Below are 18905 nucleotides of genomic sequence, written 5' to 3' on the forward strand. Positions count from 1 at the left end.
GCCCCTGCGGGGTTGTAGGCCAGACACGCCGATGCAGCCTGCTGGTGGGCAACGACAATGGTCTGGTGCTGCCTGTATTCCTTGTTACCTTCCCTTTCTTCGCGTTAATCGCGGCCGGCTACGGCGCGGCCCGCGCCCGCATCCTGCCGCTGGACGCCATTCCCGGCCTCAACACCTTCGTGCTGTATTTCGCGCTGCCGTGCATGCTGCTGCGCTTCGGCGCAGGCACGCCGATCGGCCAGTTGCTGGACGGCAGCGTCGCACTGGTCTGGGGCATCAGCGCGCTGGCCGTGGTGGCCGGCGTGGTGACGTTCACGCGCAATGCGCGCATCGGCTGGAACGACGCGGCCTTCGGCGCGCTGGTGGCGGCGTTTCCGAACACCGGCTTCATGGGCGTGCCGTTGCTGGTGGCCATTCTTGGGGTTCAGGCAGCGGGGCCGATGATCATCACGATCGCGTTCGACCTCGTGGTGACTTCGTCGCTGTGCATTGCGCTGTCGCGCCTCGACGGTGCGGGTGGCGCGGGGCGGCGCGGTGCCACGCAGGCGGCGCGCAAGGCGCTGCGCGGGATTCTGGTCAACCCGATGCCGTGGTCGATCCTGCTGGGCGTGATGCTGTCGGCTGCGCGCTGGCCGCTGCCGGGGCCCATCGAGCGCACCATCGCCATGCTGGCCGATGCGGCCTCGCCGGTGGCGCTTTTCACCATCGGGGCGGTGCTGGCCCGCTCGGCGCTGCTGGCGCGCGAGCATGGCGCCAGCGCGGCCGTAGCGGAGGCCATGGGAACCACGGCGCGCAGCCCTGCGACCAAGGCGGCATGGAGCGACGTGCTACCGGTGGTGGCGGTGAAGCTGCTCGCGCACCCGCTGCTGGTGTGGGGCCTGGGGCTCGGCGCCATTGCGCTCGGGCTGCCGCTGTCGCATGCGGCGCTGGTGGTGATCGTGCTGGTCGCGGCGCTGCCGAGCGCGAGCAACGTGTCGATGCTGGCCGAGCGCTTCGGCGCGGACAACGGGCGCATCGCGCGCATCATCCTATGGACGACGGCGATTGCCTTCTTCAGCTTTCCGCTCGCGGTGAGCGTGCTACGGGGTTAGGACGCCGAGCTTGTACGGGTCGGCATCGGCAAGGCGCTCGCACTTCGAGAAGTCGCGGCCCTGCGTGCCGTCGCAGTAGTAGGTGTTGTAGATGCGGCCGAAGAGCGTCGGGCTCGCGGTGAAGAGCACGCCGTGGTCAGGCTGCCAGTTGTCCTTGAAGACGGGCGGGGCGCTGGCTTCCACCGGCTTGGCTGCGGAGGGAGCGGCGGTGGGCGTGAAGTCGGCCAGCGTCTTGTGGGCCTCGTCGCCGCGCCAACGTATTGCCAGCTCGGCAGCCGTGGGGCGCGACGCGACCGGCAGCAGGATGCCGTTGACCTGCAGGCCATAGCCGAAGCGGTGCGTCTTGCCGGCCAGGAAGGCGTATGCGCAGGCGGCCATGCACTGGCCTCGTATTTCGGTCTGCACGCCGCTCGCGCGGATGGCGTCGGCGTATGCGCCCGCTGCTTCGGCGGTGCCGCCGAACGAGTCCTCGAAGACCACGGTATGGACCGTTCCACTGCCCAGCTGGTCGGTGAATTCCTTGATTGCGGTGCCGTCGAGCATGCCCGACACCACCAGGCGGCTGCCCTGCAGATCGAGCTCGGCCGCCGAAGCAATGGGTGCGGCAAGAACGCAGGCGAAGCACGACGCGAGCGAGAGAACCCAACCTGAGAAAGACGGCGGTTTCACGGCGACCTACCCTTTGCCTTCAATAGACGAGCTTGCTTGGAACGCGAAACCCGCGAGGAGTTCGCGCGCTGTTACAGCTTGAGCAGCGCCGGGGCATGTCGTCAACTCTTTTTTCACAAATTTTCGGGTAGGCCAAGGCAGGCCGTAAGGCATAGATATCGCTATGACTTCAGATGAATGCTTGAGTTTGCAGATGCGCTGCTACAGTGCTTGCAAGTCAAAGGTGTGAAGGGGCGCGCAATGGCAATTCTTTTTCGCATCCTGCTGTGGTTGGCCTGTCTCGCCGGCGTCGGCTGGTTCTGGCATGCCGGCAAGTTCGGCACCGCCACCGGGCTCGCGCTCGCCGCGCTGAGCCTCGTGGTGTTCGCGTGGCCCGTGAGCATCGCGCGGCGCAGGCACAACGAGCTGCGTTATGTGGACATGGGCAAGGAGCCCACTGGCTACCACTGAAACCGCGGTCTCAGGTTGACCAGTCGCCGATCCATCGGCTCAGATGCTGTGCGGATCGACGTCGACGAGCCAGCGGATCACGCCTTTGCCCTCCGGCGTGCGCCGCAACTCGTGCAATAGCGGCTGCCAGCCCGCAAGCAGCCGCTGCAGTGCGGTGCGCGAGGGGCTTTCGATCAGCATCTGCGCACGCTCCACATTGGCCACGCGCTGGATCGCCAGCGGCACCGCCGGGTAGCGCGTGACGAGGTCGGAGCCCGGCAGTGCCTCGGCCTGGTCTGCCGCCATGTTCAGGAAGCCCTGCGCCACCGACTGCTCTCTCGCGTCGGCCCGCAGCAGTGCCTGGAACGCGAAGGGAGGCATGCCGGCCGCGCGGCGCTCGTCGAGCTGCTGCTGCGCGAAGCTGGCGTAGTCGTGCTTGCGCAGCGCCATGAACAGCGGGTGCTGCGCATGGTGCGTCTGGATCCACATCTCGGCCTTCGCGCCCTGCGCTGCGAGATACGCGGCATCGCGGCCCGCGCGGCCGGCCGACTGCATCAGCAGGCTGAACAGCCGCTCGGGCGCGCGGAAGTCGCTGGAGAACAGCGCGCCGTCGGGGTTCACCGCCGCCACCAGCGTGATGCGGCGGAAGTCGTGGCCCTTGGCGATCATCTGCGTGCCGACCAGCACGTCGATCTCGCCCGCGTGCACGGCTGCGAGCTGCGATTCGAGCGCGCCCTGCTTCCTGGTGCTGTCGGCGTCGATGCGCGCAATGCGTACCGCGCTGCCATCCGGGTGCTTCACAGCCGAGAACAGCTCGGCCAGGTGCTCTTCGAGCCGCTCGGTGCCGCGGCCCACGGGCGCGATGTCGGGGTTGCCGCAGGCCGGGCAGGCGCGCGGCACGCGCTCGGTAAAGCCGCAGTGGTGGCAGCGCAGGGTGCGGTCGATCTTGTGGAACACGCGGTAGGCGCTGCAGTGCGGGCATTCGCTTTTCCAGCCGCAGTCGCCGCAGGCCAACACCGGTGCGTAGCCGCGCCGGTTCAAGAAGATCATGCTCTGCTCGCCGCGCGCGATGCGCTGGCCGATGGCGTCGAGCAGCGCGCCCGAAATCACCGTCTTTGGCGGCTGCAAATTCATGTCGACCAAGCGCACGGCCGGTAACTCGCCCGCGCCAATGCGCGAGGGCATGGCCAGCCGCACATAGCGCCCGCCCGGGTCTTCGCCTTCGGCGGGCCGGCTCTGGTGCCAGCTCTCGAGCGAAGGCGTGGCCGAGCCCAGGATTACCTTGGCCTTTTCGCGCTGGCCGCGCCACACGGCGAGGTCGCGCGCGGAATAGCGCGCGCCTTCCTGCTGCTTGTAGCTCGGGTCATGCTCCTCGTCGACCACGATGAGCTTCAGCCCCGGGATCGATGCGAACACCGCCATGCGCGTGCCCAGCACGATGCGCGCCGCGCCGCTGTGCGCCGCCAGCCAGCTCGCCAGCCGCTGCGGATTGGTCATGCCGCTGTGCAGCGACACCACAGCCTCTTCGCCGAAGCGGGCCTTGAAGCGGGCTTCGAGCTGCGGCGTGAGGTTGATCTCGGGCACCATCACCAGCGCCTGCGCCTCGGGGTCGCGCGCCAGCAGGTCGGCCACGCAGCGCAGGTAGACCTCGGTCTTGCCGCTGCCTGTGCTGCCGACCAGCAAAAAAGTACCTGCTTCGGCTTCGATGCGCGCCAGGGCGGCCGTCTGCTCCGCGCTCAGCGCGATCAGGTTCGCCGATTCGGCTGTCTCGGCCACTGGCCCGGCCGTCGTCTTGCGCTTGAGGCGGCGCGCCAGCTGCGTCGTCGACAGGTCGCGCAGCTGCGGCGGCAGGGCGGCCAGCGCGATCTCGCCGATCGAGCGCTGGTAGTAGCGCGCTGCGAAGGCCACGAGGTCGCGCCAGGCCTCGCCCAGCGGGGCCAGCGCGTCGAGCGCCGCGCCCACGGGCTTCAGTGCCATGTCGGGCTCGGCATCCACCAGCGAAACCGGCTCGTTCCAGACCACGCCCAGCACCTCGCGCTTGCCCAGCGGTACGCGCACCAGCGTGCCGGGCGGCATGGGCTCGGCGCTGGCGTAGCTCAGCAGGTCGCCGAGCGCGGCGTGCGCGGGCGTCTGCACCGCGATGTCGAGCCGCCACGGCAGGGCCGGTGGCGCACCGTTCGTCGGCTGGGAAGCGCTGTCTGAGGGGAGGCCGGCTGTGGAGATGAGCGGTCCTTCTTGGAAAGGTTTGTTAAGGAGACTTTGAGCAAGAGCGCTTAAGTTGTTGATTTTTCAGAGCTTTGGAGGCCGTCCAGAGTTTCTGTGGATAACTTTGTTGACAAGCCAGCTCGATTCGCCGCGGGGCCTTGAAAATCAAGGCTCTGGCTGGAATGCCCGGAAAAAAAGCAAAGTTCAAATCCTATATAAATCAACAACTTAGCGTCGCTATCTCTTTAGGAGCAAAGAGGGAGGTCCCCCGGAAAATCTTGCGCAGTGCAACACGGGTTTTGTGCATAAGTCAGACCGATATGCCGTTTTTGCGCTTGACAAACGGCTTCGTACCAACTTTACGGGGCGGCTCAGCGCCCCGCCGGCCCGCGTCCGAAGATTGCAGTGTTAACCGCGCAGCGCGCGCGACTGGGCGTGCACCGCCTGCACCAGCGCCGCCACATGCTCTGGTGGCGTGAACTGGCTGATGCCGTGGCCCAGGTTGAAGATGTGCGTGGGGCCCTTGGCGTTGCGGTCGGCGTGGGGCTTGCCGAAAGCCTGCAGCACTTTCGCCACCTCGGCCTCGATCTGCGCGGGCGGCGCGAACAGCACGTTGGGGTCGATGTTGCCCTGCAGGGCCTTGGCCTTGCCGTCCGAGCCTTCGGCGATCTGCTTTCGCGCCGAGGCCAGGTTCACGGTCCAGTCGACGCCCAGCACTTCGCAGTCGAGCTCGCGCATGGCGTCGAGCCACAGGCCGCCGCCCTTGGTGAACACGATGCGCGGCACGGGCTGGCCGTCGGCGCCGGTGCGTTTGAGGCCGGCCAGCACGCGGGCCGTGTAGGCGAGGCTGAATTCCTGGAACGCGCCGTCGGCCAGCACGCCGCCCCAACTGTCGAACACCATCACGGCCTGCGCGCCGGCGTCGATCTGGGCGTTGAGGTAGGTGGCCACCGAGTCGGCATTCACGGCCAGCAGGCGGTGCATGAGGTCGGGGCGGCCGTAGAGCATGCTCTTCACAAGGCGGTAGTCGCTGGAGCCCGCGCCTTCCACCATGTAGCAGGCCAGCGTCCACGGGCTGCCCGAGAAGCCGATCAGCGGCACGCGGCCGTCCAGCGCCTTGCGGATCGAGGCCACGGCATCGAACACGTAGCGCAGCTTGTCCATGTCGGGCACTTCGAGCGCGGCCACGGCCGCTTCGTCGCGCACCGGGCGCGCAAAGCGCGGGCCCTCGCCGGCCTCGAACGACAGGCCCAGGCCCATGGCGTCGGGCACCGTCAGGATGTCGGAAAACAGGATGGCCGCGTCGAGCGGGTAGCGCTCCAGCGGCTGCAGCGTGACCTCGGTGGCGTAGTCGGTGTTGGTGGCCAGTCCCATGAAGCTGCCCGCCTTGGCGCGGGTGGCAACGTACTCCGGCAGGTAGCGGCCGGCCTGGCGCATGAGCCAGACGGGCGTGTGGTCGGTGGCCTGGCGCCAGCAGGCTCGCAGGAAAGTGTCGTTTTGCAATGGGGCGAAAGGCATCTCCCGATTGTCGCAGGGCACCCCGGCATTGACCGACAGCGCATTTTGAGTTGCACCAACCCGCCTCGGTGATCCATGGCGCGCCGCAGCGCCGAGCATCCGGGCGGAACAACAACTCCGGACGAACATGGCGCAACAGGTTTTCGATTTCGTGGTGGTGGGGGCCGGCTCGGCGGGCTGCGTGCTCGCGCACCGGCTGGCGCTGGCGGGGCGCAGCGTGCTGCTGCTGGAGGCCGGCCCGCCCGACAACGACCGCTTCATCCACATGCCCGCCACCTTCGTGCGCGTGATCGGCACCGAGCGCACCTGGGCCTACGAGAGCGAGCCGCAACCCGCGGCGGGCGGCCGCAGGATGTTCGTGCCGCAGGGCCGCACGCTGGGCGGCGGCAGCTCGGTCAACGCCATGGTCTACATCCGGGGCACGCCGGCCGACTACGACGGCTGGCAGGCACAGGGCTGCGAAGGCTGGAGCTGGAGCGACGTGCTGCCGTGGTTCCGCAAGGCCGAGTCGAACGCGCGCTTCGCCTGCGAGCTGCACGGCACCAGCGGGCCGCTGAAGGTGAGCGACACGCGCTTCCGGCACCCGCTGAGCCTGGCTTTCCTGCGCGCGGCGCAGCAAAGCGGTCTGGCCTACAACGACGACTTCAACGGCGCTGACCAGGCCGGCGTGGGCTTCTACCAGACGACCACCTTCGAAGGCCGGCGCGCGAGCACCGCGGCCACCTACCTCGCGGCCGTGCGCGGCAACCCGAAGCTCACGGTGGTCACCGGCGCCCATGTGATGCGTGTGCTGACGCAGGACGGCGCCGCCACGGGCGTGGTCTACCGCACCGGCCAGGGCGGCACCGGCGAGGACATCGTGGCCACGGCAAGCCAGGAAGTGATCCTCTCGGCCGGCGCGCTGGCATCGCCCAAGCTGCTGATGCTGTCGGGCATCGGCCCCGGCGCGCAGCTGCAGGCGCTTGGCATTCCCGTGGCGCGTGACCTGCCCGGCGTGGGCGAGAACTTCCAGGACCACCTGGAGGTGTCGGTCTACGGCCGCACGCGCGAGCCGATCAGCCTGCTGGGCAACGACCGCGGCCTGGCCGCGCTGAAGCACGGCCTGCAATGGACGCTCTTCAACACCGGCCTTCTCACCTCCAACGTGGTCGAGAGCGGCGGCTTTGTCGACACCACCGGCGAAGGTCGGCCCGACCTGCAGTTCCACGTGCTGCCGGTGCTGGTGGGCGACGTCGACCGCGAGCCGCTGGCCGGCCACGGCATCTCGATCAACCCCTGTTTCCTGCGGCCCCGATCGCGCGGCAGCGTGCGGCTGCGCAGCGCCGACCCGATGGCACCGATCCTGTTCGACGGCGGCTACCTGCAGGCGCCGGAAGACGTCGCCACGCTGGTGCGCGGCGTGAAGCTGGCACGCCGCATCCTGCGCGCGCCGGCGCTGCGCGAGCTGGTGTCGGAGGAGCTCGCGCCGTCCGCCGCCGAGGACCTGGCCGACGATGCCATCGAGGCCTACGTGCGCCAGCGCGCCAAGACCGTCTACCACCCGAGCGGCACCTGCCGCATGGGCCGCGATGAGTTGGCCGTGGTCGATGCGCGCATGCGCGTGCACGGCGTGGCGAGGCTGCGCGTGTGCGACGCCTCGGTAATGCCATCGCTGGTCAGCGGCAACACCAACGCGCCCACGGTGATGCTGGCTGAGCGCTGCGCCGACTTCGCGCTGTCGGGCAACTAACTCTGCGCGTTCGGTCAATCGCCGATGCGCGCCGAAACCTAGAGTCGATCCCGACAAGGAGACAGAGCAAATGAGTTCCACGAGAGATTCCATGGCCGGCAAGGTCGCGTTCATCACGGGCGGCGGCACCGGCATCGGTGCGGCGGTCGCTGCGCAGTTCGCCGCGGCGGGCGGCCGTGTCGTGCTGATGGGGCGGCGCCTTGCGCAGCTCGAGGCCGTCGCTTCGAAGCTCGACGGCCTCGCGGTGGCAGGCGACGCCGCCAGCACAGAAGACGTGCGCCGGGCACTGACCCAGGCACGCGAGAAGTTCGGCCGTGTCGACGTGCTCGTCGCCAACGCGGGCGGCCACGGCGTGGGTGATGCCCTGTCCACCGACGACGCCTCGTGGGCGCTCTCGACGCGCCTGAACCTCGACACCGCCTTCGTCTGCGCACGCGAACTGCTGCCGGAGCTGATCGAGCGGCGCGGCAACATCGTCGTGCTGTCTTCTCTCGCAGGCCACTTCGCAGGGCCGGGCGTGGTCGGCTACGTGACGATGAAGCATGCGCTCATCGGCCTGGTGCGTTCGCTGGCGCGTGACTACGGCAGGCAGGGCGTGCGCGTGAACGCGGTGTGCCCGGGCTGGGTGCGCACCGAGATGGCCGACGAACAGATGCAGGTGCTCGTCGACAAGTACCGCCTGGCCGGCACCGATGCGGCCTACGACCTCGTCACGCGCGACGTGCCCATGGGCCGCGCCGCCAGCCCGGGGGACGTGGCGAATGCCGTGATGTTCCTCGCCTCGCCGCTGGCCGCGATGGTCACCGGCAGCTCGCTGATGGTCGATGGCGGCGCCTGCGCCGTGGACCTTCCCACCATCGCCTTCGCGCACGACGCCTGAGCAAGGAACAACGACGCCATGAGCACAGACACCACCAAGCCCGCCGACTGGAAGACCTACGACCAGTTCGCACTCGGCATTGCCACCAACCGCCTGCCGCCCACCGACGCGCTTGCGGGCCGGACGCTGGTGCTGGCCCTGCCCGACTTCCGCCTCACATTGAAGCCGCGCACGCAGCACACGATCGACTGGCAGGAAGAGGGGGCACGCGGCGGGCAGGCGCAGGGCGACTGGTACGAGGCCATCGAGGTCGCGCCAGACACCTTCTTCCTCGATATCACGCAGGCCGGCCGGCCCACCGAGGCACAGACCGTGGTGCTCAACACGCGCACGCGCCGCGTGCTCGCCATCCGCTGCCGCATCGTCGGTGCCGAGGAGGCCGCCGGCCAGCCGCGCGTGCCGCAGGACTTCTGGGTCGGCACGCTCGAAGGCGGTGATGCCACCGGCCTTGTCCCGCACGCTACGCGCGACCTCATCGGCCTGCGCACCTGGCAGACCTACAGCCCCAACCACACCTACGAGCACACCTACCTGAGCTCGGAGCGCTACGCCTGGCAGTGCCTGGTCGGCGTGCAGCGCGGCCACGGCGACGTCGACCTGGCGAGCTACTGGAAGTTCGACGACGAGCAGTACGTCTTCACCTTCCGCGAGTTCCTGATTCCGGTGGCATCGGTGTTCTTCTTCGACTTTGCGCGCGGTCGCTCGACCGGCAAGTTCCTCGGCGTCACCGGTGCCGGCGAAGTCGCCAACAACCCCGCGGGCGCCTTCATGCGCAAGGCCTCGCAGACCGTCTATCCGCCCGAGTTCGGGCCGGTCTGATTCCTTCCATTTTTTGCTGTCACACCAGGAGCTTCACTTCATGCGCACGCCCCACCGGATCGTTGCCGATCACTACGCCGCCTCCGACCGGCAGGACCTCGACGCCATGTTCGCCGACGTGTCCGACGACGTGCAGTGGACCGAGATGGCCGGCTTTCCCTGCGCCGGCACGCACGTCGGCCCGGCGCAGGTGATCGAGAAGGTCTTCAAGGCGCTGGGCGCCGAGTGGGAGGGCTACCGCTTCGTGCTGGAGCGGCTGGTCGACGGCGGCGACACCGTGGTCGGCATCGGCGACTACCACGGCCGCAACCGCGCCACTGGCAAGACCATGCACGCGCGCGTCACCCATGTGTGGCAGGTGCAGGGCGGCAAGGTGCGGCGCTTCGAGCAGTTCACCGACACGCTGCTCGTGGCGCGCGCCATGCAGTGACAGCACTTTCTTCTTTCTCTTCTTCAACGCATCGCCCCGGAGCCTCCTCATGAATCTGCGAGACCTGTCGATCGAACACCTCGGCCAGGTGGGCCTGCTGGCACAGCGCCGGCGTGGCAACCACATCGACGGCCGCGAGGCGCCCCCCGCCAGCGGCAGCTACCTGCCGGTGGTCGACCCCGCCACCGAGATGACCGTGGCCGAGGCACCCGACAGCGACGCGGCTGACGTGAACATCGCCGTCGCCAGCGCGCGCCGCACTTTCGAGAGCGCCGCATGGAGGTCGCTGCGCCCTGCCGACCGCGAGCGCATGCTCTACACGCTGTCGACGCTGATCGAAGCGCACGCCGACGAACTCAGTGCGCTCGAGACGCTGCAAAGCGGCAAGCTGCGCGGCATCGCCCGCATGGTCGACGTGGGCGCGGGCGCCGAGTTTGTGCGCTACATGGCGGGCTGGGCCACCAAGCTCGAAGGCCAGACGCTGGACAACTCCATCGGTATTCCGGGTCCGCAGTGGGTGACCTACACGCGGCGCGAACCGGTCGGCGTGGTGGGCGCGATCGTGCCGTGGAACTTCCCGCTGGCCATCGCGCTGTGGAAGGTCGCGCCCGCGCTCGCGGCAGGCTGCACCGTGGTGCTCAAGCCTTCGGAAGAAACACCGCTCACCGCGCTGCGGCTGGCCGAACTGGCCATCGAGGCGGGCTTTCCGCCGGGCGCGCTCAACGTGGTGTGCGGGCGTGGCGCTACGGCCGGCGCGGCGCTCGCGCAGCATCCGGACATCCGCAAGATCAGCTTCACCGGATCGACCGGCGTGGGCCGGCAGATCGGCCATGCCGCCGTCGACAACATGGCGCGCTTCACGCTGGAGCTGGGCGGCAAGTCGCCGCTGATCGTGCTTGACGACGCCGACCCGGCCGCGGCGGCGCAGGGCGCGGCCAACGGCATCTTCTTCCACCAGGGGCAGGTGTGCACCGCGGGCTCGCGCGTGTATGTGCAGCGCGGCATCTTCGACAAGGTGGTGGCGCAACTGGCGCAGGCGGCCGAGGGGCTGCACATCGGCTCGGGCTTCGACCCGCAGGCGCAGTTCGGCCCGCTCGTCTCCAGGCGCCACATGGACCGCGTGATGGCGCACATCGACGGTGCGGTGGCCGAGGGCGCGACGCTGGTCACCGGCGGTAGCCGAGCCTTCGATGGCGGCTGCTTCGTGAAGCCCACCGTGTTCGTCGACGCGAAGCCCTCGATGCGCATCGTGCGCGAGGAGGTGTTCGGCCCGGTCGCGACGGTCGTGCCCTTCGACGACGTGGAAGACGCGATCCGCATGGCCAACGACAGCGCCTACGGCCTGGCCGCCAGCGTGTGGTCGAACAGCCTCTCGGCCGTGCACCGCATCGTGCCGCGCCTGCAGGCGGGTGTGGTCTGGGTCAACGCGCACAACGTGCTCGACAACGCACTGCCGCTGGGCGGCGTGAAGCAGTCGGGCTACGGGCGCGACCTGGGGCGTGCGGCGGTCGAGAGCTTCACCGAGCTCAAGAGCGTGTGCATGGCGGTGTAGCCGCCGGGTTTCGATCACCAGAAAAGGAGACATCCATCATGAAGAAGATCCAGAAGAAGATTGCGCTGTCCTTCGCGGTCGGTGCCGTGGGTATCGCGGGTGCGGGCGGTGCATGGGCACAGTCGGGCCCCGACTGCGGCCTTAACACCGGCAAGCCCGCAACGGGCGAGCCCATTCCCATCGGCGCGGTGGTCGGCAAGACCGGCCCCGACGACTTCAGCGCGTCGGGCCAGGCGGCGGCCGCGTACTTCAAGTGCGTGAACGCCAACGGCGGCATCAACGGCCGCCCGGTCGACTACGTCGTGGTCGACGACCAGTGGAACCCGGAGACCGCCGCGCAGGTCGCCTCCAAGCTCGTGAAGGACCGCAAGGTGGTGGCGCTCGCGGGCAGCACCAGCTTCGTGGAGTGCGGCGCCAACGCCAAGATGTACGCCGACGAGGGCGTGATGGTGATTGCCGGCACCGGCGTGCCGCGCGAGTGCTTCAACGCGCGCAACTACGTGCCGGTGAACGCGGGGCCGCGCGTGTCGGCCACCATCGCCGCCATGTACGCCGCGCAGAAGTACAAGTCGAAGAAGATGGTCTGCATCATTCCGAACATCCCCAGCCTGGGCAACTGGGCCTGCGAGGGGCCGAAGGAGTGGGGCAGGAAGAACGGCGTGGAGGTCGAGACCATCGCCATCGACCCCGGCTCGGCCGACGCCACCTCCACCATGCTGCAGGCGGCCGCGAAGAAGCCCGACACCATCATCATGAACGTGCCCAAGGGCATCCTGGTGCCGATGCTGGCGGCCGCCGAGCAGCAGAACATCGGCAGGAAGATCCACTTCGTGTCGTCCGCGCCGGCCTACAACACCGACGTGCCCAAGGCCATCGGGCCCTACTGGAAGGGCAACTTCGACGTCAACCTCGAATTCAACCCGCTCGAATCGGCAGGCCCCGACAACAAGAACTGGCTTGCGGTGATGGACAAGTACGGCGCGAAGAGCGATCCGCGCGACACCTTCTCGCAAGGCGGCTACGTGGCAGCGCGCATCGTGACGCAGGCGCTGCTGAAGATGGACCCGAAGAAGATCGACCGTGCAGGCGTGACCGATGCGCTGCGCAAGGTGAGCGACTTCAGGAGCGACATCCTGTGCAAGCCCTTCTACGTGGGCAACGGCAACCGCCACAACGCCAACAACAGCGGCCCGGTCGCCAGCCCCGACGGCAACGGCTGGCGCTTCGCCCCCGGCGGCTGCCTGACGGCGGACGACCCGGAGCTGGTCGACATCCGCGCCGACGAGCAGAAGATGGGCCTGAAGTAAGCGCGCCCGGCCATGGACGAATACCTGCCTTTCGTCATCTCGGGCCTGGGCCTGGGCGCGGTGTATGCGCTCTCCGGCGTGGGGCTGGTGGTGCTCTACCGCTCGTCGGGCGTGCTGAACTTCGCCTTCGGTGCCATCGGCGCGATCGGCGCCTACGTGGCCTGGTCGATGCTCGAGGCGGACTGGCCGCAGGGGCTGGCGTGGTGCGCGGCCATCGTCACTTCGATGCTGCTGTCGCTGGCCTACGGACGGCTGCTGGCGCCGCGGCTGTCGCACCGCGATCCGACCATCCGCAGCATCGCGACGCTGGGCTTCGCGCTGGTGGTGGTGGGCTTCACCGAGTGGTACTGGGGCGAACAGCCGCGCCGGCTGGTGCTGCCTACCGACGCGGGCGCCATTGACTTCGTGCTGGGCGAGGTCGAGGTGCGGCTTACCCATACCCGCGCCCTGGGGCTCGCGCTGGCCGTGCTGATGATGGGCGGCGTGGGCCTGCTGCTGTCGAAGACGCGCGTGGGCCTGAAGATGCGCGCGCTGGCCAACGACCGCGACCTGAGCGCGCTGCTCGGCATCCGCGTGCTGGGCGTCGACACAGTGGCCTGGGTGCTCAGCGGAGCTTTCGCCGGCGTGTGCGGCCTGCTGCTCGCGAACATCGTGCGGCTGCAGGCCACGCTGCTGACCTTCCTGGTGATTCCGGCCTTTGCCGCCGCCATCATCGGCCGCCTGCACTCGCTGCCGGCCACGGTGGCGGGCGGCATCGCCATCGGCGTGCTGGAGGCGCTGGCGATCACCGTGCCGGGCTTCGCGGCGTTCCGCACTGCCACGCCGTTTCTGATCGCGCTGGCGATGATCGTGTTCTATCGCACCGGGACGCGGCAGGCATGAGCGCTTCTTCGACCATCGTCGGGGCTGTGCCGGCGCACGGCGTGCAGGGGCCGCCGGCTTCGCTCGCGCAAGCATCGCGCCGCGCGCGCATCTCGCTGGCGGTGATGGTGGGCTGCGTGCTGCTCATCGGCCTCGTTGTACCGTGGCTGGCTAATGCCTACTGGATCAAGACGCTGACCTCCTCGCTCGCGCTGTCGATCGCGGCGGCCGGCGTGGCTCTGCTCTACGGCCAGCTGGGGCTGGTATCGCTGTGCCAGTACGCGCTGCTCGGCGTGGGCGGTTGGATCGCATTGCGCGCGGGGCACGGGCTGGGCTGGCCCTTCGAGCTGTCGGTGCTCGCGGGCGGGTTGCTGTCGTGCGTGGTGGGCATGCTCGCGGGGCTGCCGGCGCTGCGGCTCAAGGGGCTGTACCTGGCGCTCGTCACGATGATGATGGCGGGCGGCTTCCAGGTGCTCATCAACGTCACGGGTTTTCCCGACGGCGGCGCGGGATGGCTGGGCCGCGTGTTCGGCAGCGAGCGGCTGATGATGCCCCGGCCCGCGCTGGCGCTGTCCGACGCGGCGTACTTCCGCTACGTGGCCGTGTGGCTGGCGGCGGTGCTGGCGTTGATCGAGCTTCACCGACGCACGCGCGCCGGGCGCTCGTGGGCGCTGATCCGGCGCGGCGAGGCGGCGGCCGTGGCGGCCGGTGTGAACATCCTGCGCTACCAGACCTGGGCCTTCGGCCTCGCGGGCTTCTGCGCCGGCGTGGCGGGCGCATTGCTTGCGGGCGGCGTGGGGCAGCTCGACGGGCGCGCCTTCACCGCGGGCGACTCGGTGATGCTGTTCGCGCTCACGGTGGTGGGAGGGGCCTACAACTGGGCGGGCGCGCTGATTGCCGGCTTGCTGCTTCGCGCGGTGCCGGCGCTGCTGACGGACTTCGGGGTGAATGGCTATCTGGCGATGATCTTCTTCGGCGTCGCGTTGCTGCATGCCCTCATCACCGCGCCCAGCGGCATCGCCGGACAACTGGCCGGCGCCTTCGCAGCAGTGCGCCAGCGGCTGTCTGGCGGCAAGGATGCTGCGCCATGATCCGCATCAGCGATCTCACCGTCGCCTTCGGCGGCGTCAAGGCCATCGACGCGCTGAGCGCCGAACTCGATGCGCCGGTGTGCGGCCTCATCGGCCCCAACGGCGCGGGCAAGACCACGCTGGTCAACGTGCTCAGCGGCCTCGTGCTGCCGCGCAGCGGCACCGTCGCGGTGGACGGCGCTGACCTGCTGGGCCTGAAGCCCATCGAGCGCGTGCGCTTCGGCCTGCGCCGGTCGTTCCAGACCGAGCAGGTGGTGGAGGACCTCAGCGTGTGGGACAACGTGCGCGCCCTGCTCGACCACGTGCCGCATGCGCGCAGCGATGCGGTGGCGCAGGTCGCGCGCGCGCTGGCGCACACCGGCCTGCTCGATGCGGCAACGGTGCCGGGCCATCGGCTCAACCTGTTCCAGCGCCGCATGCTGGAGATCGCCAAGTCGCTGGTCGGCGCGCCCAAGCTGCTCCTGCTCGACGAACCCGGCGCGGGCCTCACCGAACAGGAGGCCGGCGCGCTGCGCCGCGTGATCGGCTCGGTGCACGCTTTCTGCGGCGCGCAGGTGCTGCTGATCGACCATGACGTCGACCTGATCGCGGCCACCTGCACGCAGACCCTGGTGCTCGATTTCGGCCGCCGACTCGCGCTCGGCCCGACGCGCCAGGTGCTCGACGACCCGGCCGTGCGCAAGGCCTACCTCGGAACGGAGTGACAAGCACATGCTGAGCGTGAACGATCTGCGCCTGCAGCGCGGCGGCAAGGCCGTGCTGCACGGCATCGACCTGCAGGTGCCTCCCGGCGAAGTGACGGCGCTGCTGGGTGCGAACGGCGCGGGCAAGTCGAGCACGGTGATGGCCATCGGCGGCGTGCTGCCGATTGCGGGCGGACGCATCGAGGTCGAGGGCCATGCGCTGCACGGCCAGCGGCCCGAGCGCGTGCGTGCGCTCGGCGTGGCGGTGGTGCCTGAGGGCCACCGCGTGCTGGGCGATCTCTCGGTGCTCGACAACCTGCGCGCCGCCGCCACCGCGTTGCCCGCTGCGCGCGTGGCCGATGCGGTGGAGCAGGTGCTCGCGGTGTTTCCGGAATTGCGCGTGAAGCTCGCGCTGCCCGCGCGTTCGCTCTCGGGCGGCCAGAAGCAGATGGTCTGCATCGCGCAGGCGCTGATCGGCAAGCCGCGCTACCTGGCCATCGACGAGCTTTCGCTGGGGCTCGCGCCCACGGTGGTCAAGCGGCTGGTGGAGGTGGTGCAACAGGTCGCGCGCGAAGGCGTGGGCGTGCTGCTGATCGAACAGTTCACGACGGTGGCGCTCGCGGTGTCGAGCCGCGCCTATGTGCTGGAGCGTGGTCGCATGGCCTTCGCGGGCTCGTCGGAGGAGCTGAGAAGCCGGCCGGAGATACTGCACAGCAGCTATCTCGCGGCGGCTTGACGAAGGTTCGACGGGAGCGCGAAGGCGCGGCCTACCTGGGCATGGCGCCCTAGTGCGTCAGCATGGCCGAGGCGGCCATGCTCCCGGCCTCGCGCCGCTGGAACTCGCGCGGCGACACGCCGTATTGCGCCTTGAACACTCGGCAGAAATGCGCACTGCTGTTGAAGCCCCAGGCAAAGGCAATCTCCGACACCGACGTGCGACCGCCCGCCGCGTTGCGCAGCGCCTCGCTGCAGCGCTCGAGCCGCATCTGCCAGATGAAGCGGTCGAGCGTCTGCTCCTCGTCCTCGAAAACGCGGTGCAGGTAGCGTTTGGAGCAACGCAGCTGCTGCGCGATGAGGTCGAGCGACAGGGTCGGGTCCGCGAGGTGCGCGTGCACGAACTGTTTCACGCGCACCTTCAGCACGCCAGGCACCGGGTGCGCGCCGAACTGCTCGTCGGAGTGGGTGGCCAGCGTGGAGGCCAGCAGGCCCAGCACCGTGTCGCTGACCGAGCGGCCGACTGCGTTGGGCAGCGAGGGCAGCTGGTCGGCCAGCGAGGTGAGGAACGAGCCGAGCACCGCGTAGAGCCCCTGCATGGCCGGCGTGTGCGCCTCGCAGGTGTGCAGGTCGGGGATCTTCATGCCCTTGAACTGCTGGCGCGGGATGGTGATGGCCAGCAGGCGCGAGCGCTCGGGGTTGGTGATGGCGTAGGGCACGCGCGGGTCGTACAGGCTCCAGTCGCCGGGGTGCAGGTCGAACTCGCGGTCGCGCTGCGAGATGTGGCCGTGGCCTTCGAGCTGCAGTACCAGCTTGTAGTGCTCGTCGAGCGCGATCTCGCTGCGCATGTCGGGCCGCGCCACGCGGTGCGAGGGCGCCTCGATCATGAACATGCCCAGCGGGCCGAGTTCGTAGGCGTCCATGCGCGCGTCGAAGGTGCCTGTGTCCAGGCACTGCACGTTCAGCGCGCCGAAGTAGGTGGTGTTGATCCGGCCCCAGCAGGCCTGCCGGTCGGCGGGGTGTTCGAGCAGCGTGCTGAAATGGTGTGCGTTCATGCCGTGGGTTCCGTGGAGGGCGCCCGGAAGCGCTTCCGCAGGATAGGCACGCGGGGGCGCGACATCATCGGTGTTTCCACCCGGGACACCGTGGATGCTGCGCTCCCGGTCAACGTACGGTGCGCGCTGGATCAACGCACGGGCTTCTCGCCGAACACCTCGGCCATGAGGCCGATCAGCCACTGCAGGCCTGGATCGCCGTCGCGCGCCGCCGCCCACAGCAGCGACACCTCGTAGGCCGGTGTTTCGAAAGGCAACGGGCTCACGGCCAGCCCGAGCGCGTCGCGCCACGTGGCGGCGGCGAAGGTGGGTACGGTGGTGATGGCGGGCATCTGCCGCACGATGAAAGGGCTGGTCGCGAAGTTGCGGCTGGAGAACACGACCTGGCGCGCATGCCCCTGCTCGCGCAGCAGATCGTCGACGAGCCCGCTCAGGTCGGCGCTGAACGAGGTCAGCAGGTGCGGGTGGTGCAGGTATTCCTGGAGCGTGATCCGCTTGCCGCGTGTCTTCACGAGCGCGGCGTTGTAGACGCAGACGAAGTGCCAGCCGAACAGCGCGCGCTGCCGGTGCCATGCGGCGCACTCGATGAACACGCCCACCGCCAGTTCGATCTCGGCCGCGTCGAGCATGCCGGGCGCGTTGGTGCGGTCGGCCGCGCGCGCGACGAGCCGCACGCCCGGCGCCTGTTCGGAAAGCCGCTGCATGAGCTGCGGCATCAGCGCCACCTCGAGCGCATCGCTCAGGCCGATGCGGAACACGCGCTCGGCCGTGGCGGGGTCGAACGCCGGCTGTGCATGCAGCGCCTGCTGCAGCGACAGCAGCAGCGGCTCGATGACGCGCGCGAGTTCGAGCGCGCGCGGCGTCGGCGTCATGCCGTGCGAGGTGCGCACGAACAGCTCGTCGCCCAGGGCCGCGCGCAGGCGCTTGAGCGCGCCGCTCAGGGCCGGCTGGCCAATGAACAGGCGCTGCGCCGCACGCGTGACGCTGCGTTCGTGCAGCAGCGCGTGGAACACCAGCAGCAGGTTCAGGTCGAGCCGCCTGAAATCACTTTCGTTGATGTATTCCATGGTTTCAAACGATTTGAATGATAGGGCGCCGCTCCCTAACCTGAAGGCACTTTCTTCATCAGGCATTCAAAGGAGTCGACATGGCTTTGGAACAACAGACAGTGGTGGTGGTCGGCGGCTCGTCGGGCGTGGGGCTCGAAACCGTGCGGCGCCTTGCGGCAACCGGTGCCCGCGTGATCGCGACTGGGCGCGACAGCGGCAAGCTGCAGGAAGCGATCGGCGGCTTGGGCAAGAACGTGAGCGGCGCGGCCTTCGACGCCTGCGATCGCGGTGCGCTCGATGCTTTCTTCGAGAAGACCGGGCCCGTCGATCACCTGGTGCTCACGCTCAGCGGCGGCGAGGGCGCGGGCGAATTCGCGCAGCTCGATCTTCAGTCGCTGCGCCGCGGCTTCGAGGCCAAGTTCTGGCCGCAACTCGAAGCGGCGCAAGCCGGCGCGCGGGTGCTGTGCAAGGGCGGCAGCCTGACCTTCGTGACGGCGATCTCCGCGCGCAATTCGCTGCCCGGCACTTCGGGGCTCGCAGCGATCAACGGCGCGCTCGAAGCGATGGTGGGCAGCCTGGCGCGCGAGCTGAAGCCGAGCCGGGTGAATGCCGTGTCACCCGGCCTCATCGACACGCCCTGGTGGAACCGCGTGCCCACCGCGATGAAGGACGACCTGTTCCGCCAGCAGGTCGAGACGCTGCCCGTCGGCCGCGTGGGGCAGCCGCAGGACGTGGCGCATGCCATCCAGTTCCTGATCGAGAACGGCTACACCACCGGCACGGTGCTCGAGTGCGACGGCGGGTTGCGGCTGGTCTGAAGAAG

General features: G+C 69.1%; 17 protein-coding genes and 1 pseudogene. 13 read left to right on the forward strand and 5 right to left on the reverse strand.

What is annotated here, in order from left to right; all coding sequences use genetic code 11:
* The first annotated feature begins 65 nt into the window (after nucleotides 1–65).
* Nucleotides 66–1091 (forward strand): AEC family transporter, encoded by a 1026-nt coding sequence (locus tag ACSFCA_RS31340; RefSeq protein ID WP_435462272.1) that lies wholly within the window; start codon nucleotides 66–68, stop codon nucleotides 1089–1091.
* Here the strand turns inward: ACSFCA_RS31340 and ACSFCA_RS31345 are convergent.
* Complete coding sequence (locus tag ACSFCA_RS31345) at nucleotides 1080–1760, reverse strand: hypothetical protein (protein WP_435462232.1); 681 nt, start codon at nucleotides 1758–1760, stop codon at nucleotides 1080–1082. The genes ACSFCA_RS31340 and ACSFCA_RS31345 overlap by 12 nt on opposite strands.
* Before the next feature lie 240 nt (nucleotides 1761–2000).
* On the opposite strand from ACSFCA_RS31345, the gene ACSFCA_RS31350 reads away from it, so the two are divergent.
* Nucleotides 2001–2210, forward strand: coding sequence for a hypothetical protein (locus tag ACSFCA_RS31350; RefSeq protein WP_093079274.1), 210 nt, complete (start codon nucleotides 2001–2003; stop codon nucleotides 2208–2210).
* A 39-nt stretch (nucleotides 2211–2249) separates the two neighbouring features.
* Here ACSFCA_RS31350 and priA read toward each other — a convergent pair whose 3' ends face one another.
* The gene (priA, locus tag ACSFCA_RS31355; protein WP_475541950.1) at nucleotides 2250–4349 is read right to left on the reverse strand and encodes a replication restart helicase PriA; all 2100 of its coding nucleotides are present in this window, start codon (nucleotides 4347–4349) and stop codon (nucleotides 2250–2252) included.
* Nucleotides 4350–4802: 453 nt separating this feature from the next.
* Complete coding sequence (gene hemE / locus ACSFCA_RS31360) at nucleotides 4803–5912, reverse strand: uroporphyrinogen decarboxylase (protein ID WP_435462234.1); 1110 nt, start codon at nucleotides 5910–5912, stop codon at nucleotides 4803–4805.
* A 127-nt stretch (nucleotides 5913–6039) separates the two neighbouring features.
* On the opposite strand from hemE, the pseudogene ACSFCA_RS31365 reads away from it, so the two are divergent.
* From ACSFCA_RS31365 to ACSFCA_RS31410, 10 genes and pseudogenes are all read left to right on the forward strand, one after another.
* Nucleotides 6040–7632: pseudogene (locus tag ACSFCA_RS31365) on the forward strand (GMC family oxidoreductase); the annotation flags it as partial.
* Nucleotides 7633–7711: 79 nt separating this feature from the next.
* Nucleotides 7712–8521, forward strand: coding sequence for an SDR family NAD(P)-dependent oxidoreductase (locus ACSFCA_RS31370; protein WP_258351415.1), 810 nt, complete (start codon nucleotides 7712–7714; stop codon nucleotides 8519–8521).
* Nucleotides 8522–8539: 18 nt separating this feature from the next.
* The gene (locus ACSFCA_RS31375) at nucleotides 8540–9340 is read left to right on the forward strand and encodes a MoaF C-terminal domain-containing protein (protein WP_435462235.1); all 801 of its coding nucleotides are present in this window, start codon (nucleotides 8540–8542) and stop codon (nucleotides 9338–9340) included.
* A 40-nt stretch (nucleotides 9341–9380) separates the two neighbouring features.
* Nucleotides 9381–9770: a nuclear transport factor 2 family protein gene (locus ACSFCA_RS31380; RefSeq protein WP_435462236.1), complete on the forward strand. Its 390-nt coding sequence runs from the start codon at nucleotides 9381–9383 to the stop codon at nucleotides 9768–9770.
* A gap of 49 nt (nucleotides 9771–9819) precedes the next feature.
* Nucleotides 9820–11322: an aldehyde dehydrogenase family protein gene (locus tag ACSFCA_RS31385; protein WP_435462237.1), complete on the forward strand. Its 1503-nt coding sequence runs from the start codon at nucleotides 9820–9822 to the stop codon at nucleotides 11320–11322.
* A 38-nt stretch (nucleotides 11323–11360) separates the two neighbouring features.
* Nucleotides 11361–12629 carry an ABC transporter substrate-binding protein gene (locus tag ACSFCA_RS31390; RefSeq protein ID WP_435462238.1) on the forward strand — a complete coding sequence of 423 codons (1269 nt, stop codon included), beginning with the start codon at nucleotides 11361–11363 and terminating at the stop codon, nucleotides 12627–12629.
* Nucleotides 12630–12641: 12 nt separating this feature from the next.
* The gene (locus ACSFCA_RS31395; RefSeq protein WP_093178267.1) at nucleotides 12642–13511 is read left to right on the forward strand and encodes a branched-chain amino acid ABC transporter permease; all 870 of its coding nucleotides are present in this window, start codon (nucleotides 12642–12644) and stop codon (nucleotides 13509–13511) included.
* Complete coding sequence (locus ACSFCA_RS31400) at nucleotides 13508–14581, forward strand: branched-chain amino acid ABC transporter permease (protein WP_435462239.1); 1074 nt, start codon at nucleotides 13508–13510, stop codon at nucleotides 14579–14581. The genes ACSFCA_RS31395 and ACSFCA_RS31400 overlap by 4 nt, the downstream gene beginning before the upstream one ends.
* Complete coding sequence (locus ACSFCA_RS31405) at nucleotides 14578–15285, forward strand: ABC transporter ATP-binding protein (RefSeq protein WP_435462240.1); 708 nt, start codon at nucleotides 14578–14580, stop codon at nucleotides 15283–15285. The genes ACSFCA_RS31400 and ACSFCA_RS31405 overlap by 4 nt, the downstream gene beginning before the upstream one ends.
* A 7-nt stretch (nucleotides 15286–15292) precedes the next feature.
* Complete coding sequence (locus ACSFCA_RS31410; protein WP_258351411.1) at nucleotides 15293–16000, forward strand: ABC transporter ATP-binding protein; 708 nt, start codon at nucleotides 15293–15295, stop codon at nucleotides 15998–16000.
* Between the two features lie 49 nt (nucleotides 16001–16049).
* Here the strand turns inward: ACSFCA_RS31410 and ACSFCA_RS31415 are convergent, their stop codons facing one another.
* Nucleotides 16050–17033 carry an AraC-like ligand-binding domain-containing protein gene (locus tag ACSFCA_RS31415; protein ID WP_435462241.1) on the reverse strand — a complete coding sequence of 328 codons (984 nt, stop codon included), beginning with the start codon at nucleotides 17031–17033 and terminating at the stop codon, nucleotides 16050–16052.
* A gap of 131 nt (nucleotides 17034–17164) precedes the next feature.
* Entirely contained in the window at nucleotides 17165–18100 is a 936-nt protein-coding gene (locus ACSFCA_RS31420; protein ID WP_435462242.1) for a LysR family transcriptional regulator, read from the reverse strand.
* 80 nt (nucleotides 18101–18180) lie between these two features.
* Here ACSFCA_RS31420 and ACSFCA_RS31425 point away from each other — a divergent pair, with 80 nt between their 5' ends.
* Nucleotides 18181–18900 carry an SDR family oxidoreductase gene (locus tag ACSFCA_RS31425; protein WP_435462243.1) on the forward strand — a complete coding sequence of 240 codons (720 nt, stop codon included), beginning with the start codon at nucleotides 18181–18183 and terminating at the stop codon, nucleotides 18898–18900.
* The last annotated feature ends 5 nt before the right edge of the window (nucleotides 18901–18905 follow it).

The organism is Variovorax multivorans, assembly GCF_051216835.1.
In the GTDB taxonomy this organism is placed as follows: domain Bacteria; phylum Pseudomonadota; class Gammaproteobacteria; order Burkholderiales; family Burkholderiaceae_C; genus Variovorax.